The sequence below is a fragment of the Chelatococcus asaccharovorans genome (assembly GCF_003201475.1).
Taxonomy (GTDB): Bacteria; Pseudomonadota; Alphaproteobacteria; order Rhizobiales; family Beijerinckiaceae; genus Chelatococcus; species Chelatococcus asaccharovorans.
In genome coordinates this window covers 239531-256218 of the sequence record NZ_QJJK01000008.1, presented here as the reverse complement: position 1 = coordinate 256218, position 16688 = coordinate 239531, and the positions used below count along the sequence as shown (strand labels likewise).

The following is a 16688-nucleotide window of genomic DNA, read 5'->3' as shown; positions in this document are numbered from 1 at the left end:
AGCCTGGCGCGAAACGGTCAGGCACCATGCGGGCAGGCAGAATGTGGGCGGCTCTCGGCCGGCTATCATCATGAAGGGACGCACGCCATGAGCGATCAGGACTATCCTCCGCAGCCGCCGATTGCCACAGGCTTGGCCGGGCGCTGCCCGCGCTGCGGCCAGGGGAAGATCTTCGACGGCTTCATCGCGCTGAAGCCACGGTGCCAGTCCTGCGGGCTCGATTTCAGCTTTGCCGATTCTGCGGACGGCCCGGCCGTCTTCATCATGCTGATCGGGGGGTTCATCGTCTGCGGCCTGGCGCTCTGGCTCGAGGTGTCCTTCGAGCCGCCGTGGTGGGTGCATCTCTTCACCACCTTTCCCGTCGCACTCATCGTCTGCCTCGGCATGCTGCGTCCGCTCAAGGGCGTGATGGTGGCGCTGCAATACCACCATAAAGCCGAGGAAGGCCGGTTGGAGCGCTGATGAGCCGTTTCCGGCAATTCGTTGTTCCCGCCCTGTGCACGCTGGTGGCCCTCGCCATCCTGCTCGGGCTCGGCTTCTGGCAGATCGAGCGCCTGCAATGGAAGGAGGGGCTCATCGCGCGGATCGGGACGCGGATCCACGATGTCCCCGTGGCCGTGCCGCCGGAGGCGGAATGGGGGGCCTGGTCGGCCGCCGAGGATGAGTACAGGCCGGTCAGGGCCGAGGGTCGGTTCCTCAACGACAAAACGGTCTATGTGACGGCCAATGCCGAGCTTCGCCCCAAGGCCGGCGCCACCCTCGGCTATATGGTGCTGACGCCGCTCGCACTCGCCGATGGTGGCATCGTGATCGTCAATCGCGGCTTCGTGCCCCGGGAGTTGCGCGACAGTTTGCGTCTCGATGCTGCCGCGAACAACGACCGCGCGACGGTCACCGGTCTCATGCGGGCGCCGCAGGAGCAGGGCTGGTTCGTCCCCGACGATCAGCCCTCGCGGGACGCGCCCGGGCGGGGAGACTGGTATACGCGTGATCCCGTCCGCATCGGAGCGTCGCTCGGCCTCGATCGTGTTGCGCCATTCCTGATCGACGAGGAGCTGGTGGAAGGTGGGCCGCCCTGGCCGCGCGGGGGACTGACGGTGATCAGCTTCCCCAACAAACATCTCGAATATGCCCTGACATGGTTCGGCCTCGCGGCGACGCTGGTCGCGGTATTTCTGATCTGGGCCTTGCGGCAAAGGCGCCCGCAATCGCCGTGAAGGACCGGGCCGAGACCGCTGAAACGTAAGACTTTGTTGTCTCCCGGGTGACACGGGCGTAGTGTCCGCCGAGTGTTCGAGGAGACAGATTTTGCTGCATGTGTCGACCCGGGGCGAAGCACCCGTCATCGGTTTCACGGAAGCCTTGCTTGCCGGCCTCGCGCGTGATGGGGGCCTTTACGTGCCTGAGGTCTGGCCGGTTGTGTCCGGGCAGGAGATTGCGGGCTTTGCCGGTCGTTCCTACGAAGATGTGGCGGCGACGGTCGTTGGCCAGCTGACGGGCGGGGCGTTCCCGGAGGCTGTCCTCGCGGGCATGATCCGTGACGCTTATGCGACATTCCGGCACCCGGCTGTCTGCCCGCTCGTGCAGCTTGATGACAATCTCTTCGTGCTGGAGCTGTTCCACGGGCCGACACTCGCCTTCAAGGACGTCGCCATGCAGCTCCTCGGCCGCATGATGGACCACGTCCTGAAGGCGCGCGGCGAGCGTGCCACCATCGTGGGGGCGACCTCCGGCGATACCGGCTCGGCCGCGATCGAGGCGTTCCGCGGGCTCGACCAGGTCGACGTGTTTATTCTGTACCCGCACGGGCGTGTGTCGGAGGTCCAGCGGCGCCAGATGACCACGGTCGATGCGCCGAATGTCCACGCCATCGCGGTCGAAGGCACCTTCGACGATTGCCAGGCGATCCTGAAGGCGCTCTTCAACAACCATTCCTTCCGCGACCAGCTGAAACTGTCCGGCGTCAATTCCATCAACTGGGCACGCATCGTCGCCCAGACCGTCTATTATTTCACCGCCGGTGTGAGCCTCGGGGCGCCACACCGTCCGGTCTCGTTCACCGTGCCGACGGGCAATTTCGGCGATGTGTTCGCCGGCTACGCCGCCAAGCGCATGGGTCTGCCGGTCGCCGGTTTCACCATCGCCACCAACGCCAATGATATTCTCGCCCGGACGCTCGCCTCCGGCAGCTACACGGTGACAGGGGTGGAGCCGACCTCGTCGCCGTCCATGGATATCCAGGTGTCATCCAATTTCGAGCGCCTCCTGTTCGATGCCTATGGCCGCGACGCGGGCGAGGTGCGCCGCTTGATGGCCCGTCTCGGCCAGGCGGGATCCTTCACCATCGGCGACGATCCGCTTGCGGCGATCCGCGGAGAATTCGGTGCGGAGGCCGTATCGGAAGCGGAAACCGGCGCCGAGATCGCGCAGACATGGAGGACGGCCGGCTATCTCACCGATCCCCATACGGCGGTCGCGCTCGCCGCCGCGCGGCGCGTTCAGCCCGCGGATCCGTCGGTGCCGATGGTGGTGCTGTCGACCGCCCACCCGGCCAAGTTCCCCGATGCCGTGGAGCGGGCTTCAGGCATCCGGCCGCCACTGCCCGCGCATCTCGCGGATCTCCTCGGCCGACGGGAACATTTCACCGTCGTGGCGAATGATATGTCGGCAATCGAGGCCTTCATCCGCGATCGCGCGCGGGCCTTGCCGCGGGCCGCCTTGCAATGAGTGACGCATGAACCTGCGGTCCCCGTCGCAGAGCGATACCGACGTCCGTGTGACGACGCTTGCGAGTGGCCTCAGGGTCGCGACCGAGCGCTTCCCGCATGTGGCCACCGCGGCGGTCGGCGTCTGGGTCGGCACCGGCTCGCGCCATGAAGGGGCGAGCGAGCACGGCCTGTCGCATCTTCTCGAGCATATGGCCTTCAAGGGCACACGCCGCCGCTCCGCGCGCGCCATCGCGGAGGCCATCGAGGCAGTCGGCGGGGATCTCAACGCCGAGACCGGGATCGAACATACCGCCTATACCGCGCGCGTGATGGCGGCGGACGTCGACCTGGCGCTCGATATCCTGGCCGACATCATCATCGATTCCGTGATCGATGCGGCCGAGCTCGAGCGGGAGAAGGCGGTCATCCTCCAGGAGATCGGGGCGGTCGAGGATACGCCCGACGACCTGATCAACGACCTCTTCCTCGAAGGCGCCTTCACGGGCCAGCCGCTCGGCCGGCCGATCCTCGGCACGCCGGCGACGGTGGCTGGGTTCGACCCCGATGCGGTCAAGCGCTTCCTGTCACGGGAATATCGCGCGGGCCGCATGGTTGTCGCGGCGGCGGGGGCCGTCGACCACGAGGCCATCGTTGCCACTGTGGAGAAGCTCTTCGCCGGCCTGTCGCCGGGCCGGGCCGCGGTGCCCGCGCCGGCCGAGTACCGGGGCGGTACCGAAGTCAGGCTCGACCGTGACCTGGAGCAGGTGCATGTGCTCGTCGGCTTCGCCGGCGCGTCCTTTCTCGACGACGCATTCTATCCCCTGCAGGTTTTCGCCAATCTCCTCGGCGGGGGCATGTCCTCGCGCCTGTTCCAGGAGGTGCGCGAGGCCCGGGGCCTGGCCTATGCGGTGGAGGCCTTCCATTGGTCCTTCGCGGATGCGGGCGTGTTCGGCTTGTCCGCCGCCACCGCGCCGGAGGATTTGGCCGAACTGATGCCCGTTGCGCTGGACTGCCTCCGCGATGCCGCCGTCAACGTCACCGATGCGGAGATCGCGCGGGCCAAGGCACAGCTTCGGGTTGCCCATTTCACGGCGCTCGAGTCGCCGGCGAGCCGCGTCGAGCAGATCGCGCGCCAGCTCATCGCGCTCGACCGCGTCCTCCCGAGCGCCGAGGTCGTCTCGCGGCTTGAGGCCGTCACGGCAAAGGACGTACGCGCGGCCGCCGCGGCGCTCACCGCCTCGCCGCCGATCCTGGCCGCCATCGGGGCACTTGAGGGCCTGCCGCCGCTCGGACGCATAACAGAGCAGCTGTTTCCCCCACGCGTTGCGTCCGGCCCGGTTGGAGAAGGGTGATGGTTATCTTCCGCTTTGCACCGATCCACGAACCACCCCCGGCGGTCAGAGGGGAGGGGGTTTACCTCCGGGTTCCCCAGATGGCGGACCACGCGGCCTGGGCGGCGTTGCGTGAGGAGAGCCGGGCTTTCCTCGAGCCATGGGAGCCGATCTGGCCGGCTGACGATCTGACGAAGGCCGCCTTCCGCAGGCGCGTGCGGCGCTACCAGGACGACCTGCGCCGGGATGTGGCCTATCCTTTCCTGTTGTTTCGCGAAGGCGACAACGCGCTGCTCGGCGGCCTGACGCTCGGCCTTGTGCGTCGCGGCGTCGCGCAAGCTTGCACGCTCGGCTATTGGGTCGGTATGCGCCACGCCCGGAAAGGCTATATGCTGCGGGGGGTTAGGGCCGCGTTGCGCTTTGCGTTCATCGATCTTGGCCTGCAGCGTGTCGAGGCTGCATGCTTGCCGAACAACATGGCTTCGATCGGGCTTCTTGAAAAAGCCGGTTTTCAACGTGAGGGCTATGCCCGGCGATATCTCTGCATCGCCGGCGTGTGGCAAGATCATCTTCTCTTTGCCTGTCTCAAAGATGACCTCGTCCTCTAAGCTTGGCCGCAGCTCCAGATGGGGATGGCGCGTCGGTTCGCCTTGCGTAGGCTTGGCTGCACGAGTACGACTGAAGAATGAGCCGGGCGCCTATCCGCATGAGAGTTCTGCGTTGCGTGTGATCCGCGTTCTAACCCTCATTCTCGGCAGCCTATGGCTTGCTCTGGCGGCATCGCCGGCAGGCGCCGTCGAGGCTGTGAGGGTGACGCTTGATGAGGCGGCCGTCGATCTGACCCCGGTTGTCGAGCACTACAAATCCGAGAGCGATCTCATCCAGATTTCGACGGCGCCGGGCCCCGACGGCATCGTGCGCCGCATCGCCGTGAAGGCCCGCGAAGGGGGGACGCGGCCGGACTGGATCGTCTTCGCGCTCACCAACGATACCGACGAGCAGATCGACAGGCTCCTCGTTGCGCCGCATTACCGCCTGGTCGGCTCGGGGGTCATCTGGCCGGATCTCGGTTCCTCGCGCATCGCGGCCATCACGGCGAGCCAGGGCATCCGGCCGGAGCGGGAAGACAGCCCGGACGCTGACATCTTCACCGTCACGCTCGATCCCGGCACCACTGTCACCTTCGTTGCCGAACTCAATACATCCAATCTGCCGCAGCTCTATCTCTGGGAGCCGGAGGCCTACAAGCACAAGGTCAACGGGCTCACCCTCTACAAGGGCATCATCATCGGCATTGCCGGCCTGCTCGCCCTGTTCCTCACCGTCGTCTTCGTTGTCAAAGGCGCGGTGATCTTTCCGGCGGCCGCGGCGCTCGCCTGGGCGGTCCTGGCCTATGCCTGCATCGATTTCGGCTTCTTCCAGCAGATCTTTCCGATCGCGGCCGCGACGGAGCGAATCTATCGCGCCGCGGCGGAGGCGGTGCTCGCCGCAACGCTTCTCGTCTTCCTGTTCGCCTATCTCAATCTCAGCCGTTGGCACGTCCGCTATAGCCATGTAACCCTTTTCTGGCTGTTCTTCCTCGGGGCCCTCGTCGGCCTCGCCGTCTTCGACGCACCGATTGCCGCGGGTGTCGCCCGCATATCGATCGCGGCGATCGCCGCCGTCGGCTTCGCGCTTGTGGTCCATCTCGCCAGCCACGGCTACGACCGCGCGGTCATGCTCATTCCCGCGTGGCTCCTGCTGCTCGTCTGGGTCGCTGCGACGAGTTTCACGGTCCTTGGCGAACTGTCACGGGACCTCGTGCCGCCCGCCCTCATCGGCGGGCTGGTGCTGATCGTGCTGCTCATCGGCTTCACGGTGATGCAGCATGCCTTCGCCGGTGGTGCGCTGGCGCAGGGCCTCGTCAGTGACAGCGAGCGCAAGGCGCTGGCGATCGCCGGATCCGGCGACATCGTCTTCGATTGGGATGTCTCGGCCGACCGCATCTACGTGAGCAACGAAGTCGAGCAACTGCTGTCGCTGCGCCGCGGAAGTTTGGAGGGCCCGGCTTCGGCCTGGCTCGATATCATCCATCCCTTCGACGCGGACCGCTACCGCGCGACGCTCGATGCGGTGCTGGAGCAAAGGCGCGGACGCATCGCGCTCGATTTTCGGCTGCGTGCGGCGAATGGCCAGTATTTCTGGTTCAACCTGAAGGCCCGTCCGGTGGTCGGCAGCGACAACGAGGTGATCCGTGTCGTCGGCACGCTGAGCGACGTCACCGAGCATCGCAATGCCGAGGAACGGCTTCTGCACGATGCCGTGCATGACAACCTCACAGGCCTGCCCAACCGCGAGTTGTTCCATGACCGGCTCAACGGGGCGCTTGTGCTGAGCCGCCGGGGCGGCGCGATCCGTCCGACGGTCATCGTCGTCGACATCGACCGCTTCAAGGCCGTGAACGATTCGGTCGGCCTCTCGGCTGGAGATGCCATCCTGCTCACGCTGTCGCGCCGGCTCGGACGCCTGTTGCGGCCCCAGGACAGCCTGGCGCGTATCACCGGCGACGAGCTTGCCTTGATCCTCATCTCCGAGCGCGAGCCGGACCGCATCATCGCCTTCGCCGACATGATCCGGCGCGCGGTGACGACACCTGTCACCTTCGCCGAGCGCGAGATTTTCCTCACCGCGTCCATCGGTATCGCGCTGCACGACTCGCAGGATGACGTGAAGGGCGAGGAGATGCTGCGTAATGCCGAGATCGCGATGATCCACGCCAAGCGGCAGGGCGGCGATCGCATCGAGGTGTTCCGCCCCGGCATGCGCGGCCAGGGGACGGACAAGCTGGCCATCGAGAGCGATCTGCGACGGGCGCTCGAGCGTGGCGAGATGAAGGTCTATTTCCAGCCGATCGTGCGGCTCGGGGATCGCACGATCGCCGGATTCGAGACGCTCCTGCGCTGGGATCACCCGCGCCAGGGGCGGCTGATGCCCCATGACTTCATCCCGATTGCCGAGGAAAGCGGGCTGATCGCCGAACTCGGGGCTTTCGCGCTGGAGCGCACGGCGCGTGAACTCTCGGTCTGGCAAAGGGCCTTGGAGGTGCATCCGCCGATATTCGCCAGCGTCAATATCTCGAGCCGCCAGTTGCTGCGTCACGACCTGTTGCATGACGTGAAGACCGTGCTGGCCCGCACGCCTGTTGAACCCGGTTCGCTCAAGCTCGAGCTCACCGAAAGCCTCGTCATGGAGAATCCCGAATATGCCGCGCAGATGATGTCGCGCATCCGCGATCTCGGCGCGGGATTGTCTCTTGACGATTTCGGAACGGGCTATTCCGCGCTGTCCTATCTGCAGCGCTTTCCCTTCGATACCATCAAGATCGACCAGTCCTTCGTTCGCCAGCTCGGCAATGGCTCGCGTCCCGTCATTCTGCGGGCGATCATCTCGCTCGCCCATGACCTCGGCATGGAAGTGGTGGCGGAAGGGGCGGAAAACGAATCCGATGCGGTCGAACTCGCCCAGCTTGGTTGCGAATACGCGCAGGGCTTCGCGTTTGGCGAGCCGATGACCGCCCATGACGCGCGGCGTCTGGTGGGGGCCGCGCCTGAGGCGGCCTGAGCAGCAGGCGGCAGCGGATCGGGTTCGCCGCGATCAGCCCCCGCTTCCTGGTTGCGGGTTGATTCGCGGAGAATGGCTCAAATCAGGCGTGTCCGGCCTGACCCGAGAGCATGCCGGGCTCGATCCCCAGGTTGCGGAGCGCGAGCTCATAACGGCTCTCGATGGAGGCCGCGAACAGGAGATTGAGGTCGGCCGGACCGTTCAGCCAGCCGTTGGCTTGGATCTCGCTTTCGAGCTGCCCGGGCGACCAGCCGGAATAGCCAAGCGCCAGCATGGCGCTGGACGGTCCCTCGTCGCGCGCGATGGCCTTGAGAATGTCGACGGTCGCTGTGAGACAGACGCCATCGTCGATCGACAGGGTCGAATTGTCGATGAAGAAGTCGTCGGAATGCAGGACGAAGCCGCGCCCGGTTTCTACAGGACCGCCGCGCAGGACCTGGATATGCTCGGCGCGGGTCGGCAGCCGGATGACATCCTCAGGGGGGATGATGTCGAGCTGCACCAGGACATCGGGGAAGCTGAGGTCGGGCGCCGGGCGATTGACAATGATGCCCATGGCGCCCTCTTCGGAATGCGCACAGACATAGATGACGCTCCGCGCGAAACGCTCGTCGCTCATTCCTGGCATGGCGATGAGCAACTGCCCGTCGAGATAGCCGCTCATGTCGTCGTTCGTTGGCTGCACAGATCGCATCAAGGGCCCCTTTTCGCCTATGCTACGACCATAGGTACGCTTTTCAACGCTTTTTGCACCGAACGAGTTGCAGGCCTTCACGCAGAAGTGGCTCGTATGTTGAGAATCCTGGCTATACAGAATTCTGGCGAAATCGCGTTTTCCCATGATCGCTTAGGCGCGGTTGGGAGCATGACGTCGGTCATGCGGGTCCAGGGAGAAGCCTTGGCCAGGATGGCCGGCGAGATGCAAAAGGCGAGATGCAAAAGGATTGTGAGCGACACATGAGCAGGTTGGCCCCCCTGGCGTCTGCCTCTATCGTCTGGGTCAGCCTTCTGGCGAGTGCGATGGCTGAGGACGCGGCGCGGCAGCCGGTTGCCAAGGCCCCGATTCATTCCACGGTTCGGCTGGATCCAGTGAGTATATCGCCGGACAGCCCCAATCGCGAGGTCATCGTCGAAATCACCCTGCAGCCCGGCTACAAGACCTACTGGCGTACGCCGGGTGATTCGGGTGTGCCGCCGACCTTCGACTGGTCGAAATCCGACAATCTCGGCTCAGTCACTGTCAAATGGCCGGCGCCGAAATGGTTCTTCGACGGTAGCGGCTATGCGATCGGCTATGGTGGCCGAACGCGCTTCCCGGTGTCGGTGGTCGCGCAGGACAAGGACAAGCCGCTCCTCCTGAAGCTCAATCTCGACTATGCGGTCTGCAAGGAGATCTGCATTCCGGCCAAGGCCGAGGCCAGCCTGCGCCTGCCGGCGGCCACCGAGGCCGTGTCACTGCCACTGGTGGAGCCTTTCAAGGGCAACATTCCGCGGCGGGTTGGATTGGGCGAGGCGGTCGATGGCATCGCCATCGCCGCCGTCGAAGGCCCCGTCGACGCCCTCGTCGTCAGGGTGCGCGTTCCACAGGAGGCAGCAGAGGCGACGGACAGCAGGCTTTTCGTGGAGGGACCCGAGGGTTGGCTCTTCGGCAAGCCGGAGCGCGAGGTGCTGGAGGGCGGCGAACTGCGCTTCAATGTGCCATTGAGCGACAAGCCAAAGCATATCTCGGCCACCAAGATCCCGCTTCTCATGACCTTCGCCGCGGCTGGCCGGTCGATCGAGGTCGTCTCCGATCTCGACGTCGGCGCCATTGCGCGGTAACTGATGAAGCCGCGCGGTGCTCGCGTCCAAGATATTCGCGCGCCGGCTTCCGGGCTCTTCGCGCGGGGCCGCATTTTTATGGCCTTCCGGCCGTCCATCCTCAGGAGTTCCATCGCATGGCCATCAAAGTCGGTGATCCGCTACCCCAGGTGACCTTCCGCATCCCCACGCCGGATGGGCCGGCGGCCAAGTCCACGGATGAACTTTTCAAGGGACGCCGGGTCGTGCTGTTCGCCGTGCCGGGCGCCTTCACGCCAACCTGCAATAACAATCACCTGCCCGGCTTTCTGGCCAAGGCGTCCGAGATCAAAGCCAAGGGTATCGACGCCATTCTCGTGACCGCCGTGAACGACGTCTTCGTGATGAACGCCTGGGCGAAGGCAACCGGCGCCGAGGGCACCATCGAGTTCCTGTCGGATGGCAGCGCCGAATTCGCGACAGCCATCGGGCTTGCCTTCGACGGCAAGGGCTTCGGCCTGGGTACCCGCTCGCAGCGCTACTCCATGGTCGTCAACGATGGCGTCGTCGAACAGCTCAATGTCGAGGAAGCTGCCGGCAAGGCCGAGATCTCAGGCGCCGAGGCGCTGCTCGCCAAGCTCTGACGCGCCGCCGGCTTACCGGTGAGTTTGCTCGTCAATTTTCGCCTGGAGCAAGTCCGCAACAGACGGGCTTGCTCCAAAGCATAATCCGACCTGAGTGAACCGAGGGTCGATAAGATTATGCTTGAAATAAAAGAAGTTAGAGCGCCGATCCGATGCAATCAGATCGAAACGCGCTCTAAACGGCGAGCGCAGCCATCTCTGCCGCAACGACGACCTCTGCGTCCGATGAGGCCTTAAGCGGCGCAAAGCTCATGCGATGGAAGGGGCAGGGGCCGTGGGCCGCGATAGCGGCCCGGTGCTCGACGGTCCCATAACCCTTGTGGCGCGAGAAGCCGTAGGCAGGGTAGCGGCGGCATAGCCGCTGCATCATGCGATCACGCGTGACCTTGGCGACGATCGCCGCGGCGGCGATCGAAACGACATTGGCATCACCCTTGACGACGGCCTCCACCGCGCAAGACGCGGGCGGGCGATCGATGCCATCCACGAGCGCCACCATTGGCGCGACGGGCAATGCGGCCAGCGCGCGCGTCATCGCGCTGAGCGTCGCCTGACGAATGTTCATCGCATCGATGCCGCTTGCGGAGACGCTGGCGATCCCGACATGGCTCGTCGTGACGATGATGTCGTGCAGGCGCTCGCGCTCGGCGGCATCCAGGATCTTCGAATCGGCCAGGCCGTCGGGAATGCGCTCGGGATCAAGGATGACGGCGGCGACCACCACAGGCCCCGCGAGCGGGCCCCGTCCAACCTCGTCGACCCCGGCGACCGGCCACAGGCCTCGCGCCTTGAGCCGCAATTCGCGATCGTAGGTCGGCCCATCCGGCATAATGAGCGGCAGCACGATGCTGTCGGACGAGGCGGAGGGGCCAACGGGCGAATCAGAGCGGCGCGGACGTTTCATGCCGCCATGGTGCGCGCCACGCCGCAAGTCTCAAGCTTAAAATCCGCAACCATTCGCCCGATCCCGGTCAAAACTGCAATCGAGGACGGTGCGAGCCGGATTGCCAGGGCGGCATGCGGTTCTCAGGCGGGCAAGGCAACAAGCCCCTGCTCATCGAGCGGGAAATAAGGATTGTAGGCGATCTCCCAGGGGTGTCCATCGGGATCGGCGAAATAGCCGGAATAGCCGCCCCAGAACGTCTGCGCCGGCGCCTTCAGGAGGCGCGCACCCGCCGCGACCGCGTTGTCGATGGCCAAATCGACGTCCTTCTCGCTGGCGAGATTCTGGGCGAGCGCGAAGCCGCCGAAACCGGGCGGCGTGGGTGCCAGGCCTGCGTCCTCGGCCAGCCGGTCGCGCGACCAGACAGCCAGCACCAGATTGTCGAGCGCGAAGAAGCTCACATCCTGCGTGCTCGCCTCTTCCGAGCGACGCCAGCCCAGCCGCTGGTAGAAGGCGGTGCTGCGCGCGATGTCGCTGACCCCGAGCGTGATCAGGTTCACCTTCGGTGCGAGCGCGGACGATGATGGTGGCATGACTGTCTCCCGGGGTATCATGGCGACAGATGAGCCGCCTGTGTGGACAAGGATGGCGTGCAGCAGGACACCGGTTGCGACACGAAACAGATCGAGCGCTTCGCCCATGGCGAGGCATGGGACACGGCGCGCCCGTCAGAACAGGCTCAGTTGCTCCGTTGCGGGCTTCGGCGGCGTGAACAGATCCGTCCGCAGCTTCCGGCGCTGCTTGTTGAAGCCGATCTTGGCGGCGGCCATCTCGAAGCGCCGGCCGATCATCCAGGCATAGGGGCCGCTGCCGACCATGCGGTCTCCCCAGCGCGCATCATAGTCCTTGCCGTTGCGCGTGGACCGGATGAGCGACAGCACGTGGCGCGCCTTGCCGGGATGGTTGGTGATGAGCCAATCGCTGACGATATCCTTGATTTCGAGGGGCAGGCGCAAGAGCACATAGCCCGCCTCGCGGGCGCCCGCCGCATGGGTGCGCTCCAGGATCGTCTCGATTTCCGCCTCGTTGATGGCGGGGATGATGGGCGCGACCAGAACGGTGACCGGGATGCCCGCCGCCGTCAGGCGCTCGATCGTCTCCAGGCGCTTCGACGGCGTGGCGGCGCGCGGCTCCATGCTGCGGGCGAGCTTCGGGTCGAGCGTCGTGACTGAGATCGCGACCTTCGCCAGCCCCTTGGCCGCCATCGGCGCCAGGATATCGATGTCGCGGGTGACGAGCGCCGATTTCGTGACGATGCCGACCGGATGGTTCGTCTCGGCCAGCACCTCCAGGATGTTGCGCATGATGCCGTACTGCCGCTCGATCGGCTGGTAGGGATCCGTGTTCGTCCCGATCGCCAGCGTCTGCGGCTGATAGCCGGCTGCCGCGAGCTCGCGCTTCAGGAGCGCCGCCGCCTCGGGCTTGGCGAAGAGCTTCGATTCGAAATCGAGACCGGGTGACAGGCCCATATAGGCATGGGTCGGGCGCGCGAAGCAGTAGACGCAGCCGTGTTCGCAGCCGCGATAGGGATTGACGGAACGGTCGAAGGAGATGTCGGGCGAATTGTTGCGCGTGATGATGCGCCGCGCCTTCTCGATGCTGACCTCGGTCTTGAAGGGCGGAAGTTCATCGATCGTGCCCCAGCCGTCATCGACATCCTCGCGCTGAATAGGTTCGTAGCGTGCAGCGGGATTGGTGACCGCGCCGCGCCCGCGTCGACGTTCGCCGCCGATGGCCTGATCATGCTGGCCCGGCAGGGCGCTGAAGGCCGGATCGCGGCGCTCGATCTCCTCCGGTGAAGGCTCGCGCGGCACCACGCGCGGCTTGCGGGTGGCGCGTTTGATTCGCGCTGTAGGCTCCTCCGGCAGAGGAGACTGGACGCGCGCGCCGGCTGTCGATGAAAGGCCCTTGATCAAGGCTCGCTGAGCCATGATGATCCCTCGGTGGCTTCAATCCATGGCCTTGATTATGAGAACAAATGTGGAACATTGCAAGCGCGGCCGTGTGCGTTATGAGACATCGCGGGCAATGACCTTCCACATCGAGCCGCGGCTGAGATGATCTCTGCGGTGATTCGGGCAGGCGGGAACCTGGAGGCGCTCGCCGTGACGCTGGCTGGTCTCGTGCCAGCCGTCGCCGAGGGAATTCTCCGCGACGCGGTCATTGTCGATGATGGAACGGTACCGGGCGTGCAGGACCTCGCCGAGGCGGCGGGCGCCGCCTATGTGGCCGTGAACGGCGACGATACCTTGGGTGAAGATGCCATGGTTGACGATGCTTTGGGCGGCGGACCCTGGCGGGCCGGCGCGGGCGTCGTCAAAGGTCCATGGTTTCTGCTGCTTGCGGCGGGGGACCTGCCGGGCCCGAACTGGATTCCCGCGTTGGAGCGCTTCATTCGCCGTGCACGCGGCGGCGGGGCCGCGCCGGATATCGCGCTGTTCCCCGGTGCGGACGCCGGCGGGCTGCGAGGGCTGGCCGGTGCCCTGGCGACCCGCGTCACGCGGCGGCAAGCGCTCGTCGCCGGCATGATCGTCCCACGCAGCGTCATCCAGAAGGGCGACGCGGGCGGCGCCCGATTGCAGCGGCTCTCGGTGAAGCTGGAGCGGCACGCCGACCGGTAATGGCGGCCTGTTGGTCCGGTTGGCTGATCAGCTCGGCGATTTGTCCCGGGGAGCAAGCGAATCGAGCGTCTTGCGCAGGGCGCGCAGATCCCGCCAGGCGAGCTTCTTCTGCAGGGGCTGGCGCAGCAGATAAGCGGGGTGCAGGGTCGCCAGCGCGCGGATCGTGCGGGTGCCCGTGTGGTATTCGACCCACTTCCCGCGGCTGCGGAGGATGCCCTCCTTGATGTCGAGCAGCGCCTGGGCCGAGGGGCCACCGAGGCAGACCAGGATGTCGGGGTCGCAGAGTTCGATCTGCCGCTCGATGAACGGCCGGCAGATCGCGGCTTCCTGCGGCGTGGGCGTGCGGTTGCCGGGCGGCCGCCAGGGTACGATATTGGCGATATAGACGCTCGTCCGGTCGAGCCCGATGGCCGCGAGCATGCGGTCCAGAAGCTGACCGGAGCGCCCGACGAAGGGCAGCCCCTGGATGTCCTCATCCCGGCCGGGCGCTTCGCCCACCAGCATGACGCGCGCGGCCGGGTTGCCGTCCGCGAAGACGAGGGATTTCGCCGTGCGCCTGAGGGCACAGGCCTCGAAGGCCGCGAGGCGCTCGCGCAGCTCCTCCATCGTGCGCGCGGCGCGCGCCTCGCCGCGCGCCGAGAGCGCCGCCTCATCGGCCGTTTCCGCGCCCTGCGGGAAAGCCGCTATGGCCGCGCCGCGCGGCGGCTCGGCTCTGCTTTGCGGTGTCCTCTCGGGCGCGGTCGTCCGATCGTCGTCGGCCATGCGGGCGCGTTGCTCCGCCCGCGCCGCCATCTCGGCGGCCGTGTCCGCGAACCGGTCGTGCGGCTCCTCATCCAGCGCGAAATCGATGCCGGCCTCGACATAGAAATCGAGCAGCGCCTCGAGCGCGCGGGCATCGTGGGTGTCGAAGGTCATGGCTGATGATACGTCGGCACCGGCGAATGGCCAAGAAGCCCTCCCGGCAAAAGACCATCCACCCACAAGGCCTCCTCTGGCGAGGGCGGGGTGCCAAGCCGGTTCCGATATCCACATGTGATGCGCGCCTGCGCGGCGCCCCTTGTCTGAGGCATTCAGTCGCAGTTCGTGCAGAGGTGATGCTGGCGGGCGCGGCGTTGCGTGACCACGCCTTTGAAAGGTTCAAAACTCTGCGAGCTCCCGCAAGGGTTTGCCTTGCGGCGGTGATGGCGATGCAGATCCGGGCCAAAATGCGCTGAGCGTATTTGTTTTGCTCATGAGGTCATGCTTCAAGTGGTTGAAGTTATTTGTTGTTCGGCCGAATACCGCCCGCTAGAGAGGGCGATGCAGGATCGTGCTTAAATGGGATCAGGGCAGAACGTGGCCAGGAGCCGCTTCTGCGACGAAGAGCGAGGAACGGACGCATGGAGCTGCCCGAGCGCGAGGGAATGGACTACGACGTCGTCATCGTCGGCGCCGGCCCGGCTGGGCTGGCGGCAGCCATCCGGCTGAAGCAGCTCGCCGCTGAGAAAGGTCATGAGGTCTCCGTCGTCGTCGTGGAAAAGGGCTCCGAAGTCGGCGCTCACATCCTCTCCGGCGCAGTGATCGATCCCATCGGCCTCGACAGGCTCTTGCCTGAATGGCGGGAGGATCCGGAGCGGCCGCTGACCACCGCGGTGACGGCTGACAAGTTCTACTTTCTCGGCCCGGCCGGCGGCGTGCGCCTGCCGAATTTCGCCATGCCGCGGCTGATGGACAACCACGGCAATTTCGTCGGATCGCTGGGCAATGTCGCGCGCTATCTCGCGGCAAAGGCGGAAGGGCTTGGGGTCGAAATCTACCCGGGTTTCGCGGCGACCGAGATCCTGTTCGGCGAAAACGGCGAGGTCACGGGTATTGCAACGGGCGACATGGGCGTCGGCCGGGATGGCGAACCCAAGGCAGATTACACCCGCGGCATGGAGCTCAGGGGCCGCTACACCCTGTTCGCCGAAGGCGCGCGCGGCAGCCTCACCAAACAGCTCATGAAGCGCTTCGGCCTCGACGAGGGGCGCGATCCGCAGAAGTTCGGTATCGGCCTGAAGGAATTGTGGCAGGTGAAGCCGGAGCGCTTCCAGCCCGGGCTCGTTCAGCATTCCTTCGGCTGGCCGCTCGACAACAGCACCGGTGGCGGTTCGTTCCTCTATCATTTCGACGATCATTTCGTGAGCGTCGGTTTCGTGGTGCATCTCAACTACCAGAACCCGACGCTGTCGCCTTTCGACGAGTTCCAGCGTTTCAAGACGCATCCCTTCATTCGCGATGTCTTCGAGGGCGGCAAGCGTATCGCCTATGGCTCGCGCGCTATCACCGAGGGCGGCTGGCAATCGGTGCCGAAGCTCACCTTCAAGGGCGGCGCGCTCATCGGCTGTGCCGCTGGCTTCGTCAACGTGCCGCGCATCAAGGGCAGCCACAATGCGGTGCTCTCAGGCATCCAGGCCGCCGAAGCGGCTTTTGCCGCGCTGGCGGAGGGCCGCTCCGGCGATGAGCTCGCCGGCTACGAGAGCGGCTGGCGCGCGTCGGAGATCGGGCGTGATCTCAAGCGCGTGCGCAACGTCAAGCCGCTGTGGTCGCGTTTCGGCACCATGGTGGGCGTCGGGCTCGGCGGCATCGACATGTGGACGAACGAACTCTTCGGCCTGTCGATCTTTGGCACGCTGAAGCACGGCAAGCCGGACTATGCCTCGCTGAAGCCGATCGACCAGGTCAAGCCCATCACTTATCCGAAGCCGGACGGGGTGGTGTCCTTCGACAAGCTGTCGTCGGTGTTCGTGTCGAACACCAACCATGTTGAAGACCAGCCCGTTCATCTCAGGCTCGCTGACCCGAATATCCCGGTGAACGTCAACCTGCCGCTTTATGGCGAGCCGGCACGGCTCTACTGCCCGGCGGGCGTCTATGAGGTGGTCTATGACGACGCGGCGAACCGCAAGGACCCCAGGTTCGTGATCAACGCGCAGAACTGCGTGCATTGCAAGACCTGCGACATCAAGGACCCCGCGCAGAATATCACCTGGGTGCCGCCGGAAGGCGGTGGTGGCCCCAATTACCCCAATATGTGATGACAA

15 protein-coding genes are annotated in these 16688 nt (G+C 65.6%); 10 read left to right on the top strand and 5 right to left on the bottom strand.

What is annotated here, in order from left to right; genetic code table 11:
• The first annotated feature begins 87 nt into the window (after positions 1 to 87).
• The 6 genes from C7450_RS20065 to C7450_RS20040 all read left to right on the top strand — a co-directional run bounded on the left by C7450_RS20065 (position 88) and on the right by C7450_RS20040 (position 7639).
• The gene (locus C7450_RS20065) at positions 88 to 462 is read left to right on the top strand and encodes a DUF983 domain-containing protein (protein ID WP_110376217.1); all 375 of its coding nucleotides are present in this window, start codon (positions 88 to 90) and stop codon (positions 460 to 462) included.
• Positions 462 to 1217 (top strand): SURF1 family protein, encoded by a 756-nt coding sequence (locus C7450_RS20060; RefSeq protein WP_110376216.1) that lies wholly within the window; start codon positions 462 to 464, stop codon positions 1215 to 1217. The genes C7450_RS20065 and C7450_RS20060 overlap by 1 nt, the downstream gene beginning before the upstream one ends.
• A 91-nt stretch (positions 1218 to 1308) precedes the next feature.
• Positions 1309 to 2727, top strand: a complete 1419-nt coding sequence (gene thrC, locus C7450_RS20055) for a threonine synthase (protein ID WP_110376215.1) — start codon at positions 1309 to 1311, stop codon at positions 2725 to 2727.
• A gap of 7 nt (positions 2728 to 2734) precedes the next feature.
• A complete protein-coding gene (locus tag C7450_RS20050; protein WP_110376214.1) occupies positions 2735 to 4060 on the top strand; it encodes a M16 family metallopeptidase in 1326 nt (441 codons plus the stop codon).
• Positions 4060 to 4647: a GNAT family N-acetyltransferase gene (locus C7450_RS20045; RefSeq protein ID WP_110376213.1), complete on the top strand. Its 588-nt coding sequence runs from the start codon at positions 4060 to 4062 to the stop codon at positions 4645 to 4647. Before C7450_RS20050 ends, C7450_RS20045 begins: the two co-directional genes overlap by 1 nt.
• Entirely contained in the window at positions 4565 to 7639 is a 3075-nt protein-coding gene (locus C7450_RS20040) for an EAL domain-containing protein (protein WP_425351239.1), read from the top strand. The genes C7450_RS20045 and C7450_RS20040 overlap by 83 nt, the downstream gene beginning before the upstream one ends.
• Before the next feature lie 82 nt (positions 7640 to 7721).
• Here the strand turns inward: C7450_RS20040 and C7450_RS20035 are convergent, their stop codons facing one another.
• Complete coding sequence (locus tag C7450_RS20035; protein ID WP_110376211.1) at positions 7722 to 8333, bottom strand: YqgE/AlgH family protein; 612 nt, start codon at positions 8331 to 8333, stop codon at positions 7722 to 7724.
• A 263-nt stretch (positions 8334 to 8596) separates the two neighbouring features.
• On the opposite strand from C7450_RS20035, the gene C7450_RS20030 reads away from it, so the two are divergent.
• Both C7450_RS20030 and C7450_RS20025 read left to right on the top strand, forming a co-directional pair.
• The gene (locus C7450_RS20030; protein ID WP_170147338.1) at positions 8597 to 9460 is read left to right on the top strand and encodes a protein-disulfide reductase DsbD domain-containing protein; all 864 of its coding nucleotides are present in this window, start codon (positions 8597 to 8599) and stop codon (positions 9458 to 9460) included.
• Between the two features lie 116 nt (positions 9461 to 9576).
• Entirely contained in the window at positions 9577 to 10062 is a 486-nt protein-coding gene (locus C7450_RS20025) for a peroxiredoxin (RefSeq protein WP_110376209.1), read from the top strand.
• A gap of 175 nt (positions 10063 to 10237) precedes the next feature.
• Here the strand turns inward: C7450_RS20025 and C7450_RS20020 are convergent, their stop codons facing one another.
• The 3 genes from C7450_RS20020 to C7450_RS20010 form a co-directional block, all read right to left on the bottom strand.
• Positions 10238 to 10966, bottom strand: a complete 729-nt coding sequence (locus tag C7450_RS20020; protein ID WP_170147337.1) for a ribonuclease HII — start codon at positions 10964 to 10966, stop codon at positions 10238 to 10240.
• A gap of 122 nt (positions 10967 to 11088) precedes the next feature.
• A complete protein-coding gene (locus tag C7450_RS20015) occupies positions 11089 to 11538 on the bottom strand; it encodes a VOC family protein (protein WP_110376378.1) in 450 nt (149 codons plus the stop codon).
• A gap of 135 nt (positions 11539 to 11673) precedes the next feature.
• A complete protein-coding gene (locus C7450_RS20010) occupies positions 11674 to 12849 on the bottom strand; it encodes a PA0069 family radical SAM protein (RefSeq protein WP_425351249.1) in 1176 nt (391 codons plus the stop codon).
• Between the two features lie 213 nt (positions 12850 to 13062).
• Between C7450_RS20010 and C7450_RS20005 the strand changes: the two genes are divergently transcribed.
• A complete protein-coding gene (locus C7450_RS20005) occupies positions 13063 to 13626 on the top strand; it encodes a hypothetical protein (RefSeq protein WP_110376207.1) in 564 nt (187 codons plus the stop codon).
• A gap of 27 nt (positions 13627 to 13653) precedes the next feature.
• Here C7450_RS20005 and C7450_RS20000 read toward each other — a convergent pair whose 3' ends face one another.
• Positions 13654 to 14541: a uracil-DNA glycosylase gene (locus tag C7450_RS20000; protein WP_110376206.1), complete on the bottom strand. Its 888-nt coding sequence runs from the start codon at positions 14539 to 14541 to the stop codon at positions 13654 to 13656.
• A 464-nt stretch (positions 14542 to 15005) separates the two neighbouring features.
• Here C7450_RS20000 and C7450_RS19995 point away from each other — a divergent pair, with 464 nt between their 5' ends.
• Positions 15006 to 16682, top strand: coding sequence for an electron transfer flavoprotein-ubiquinone oxidoreductase (locus C7450_RS19995; RefSeq protein WP_245449968.1), 1677 nt, complete (start codon positions 15006 to 15008; stop codon positions 16680 to 16682).
• Positions 16683 to 16688: the final 6 nt, after the last annotated feature.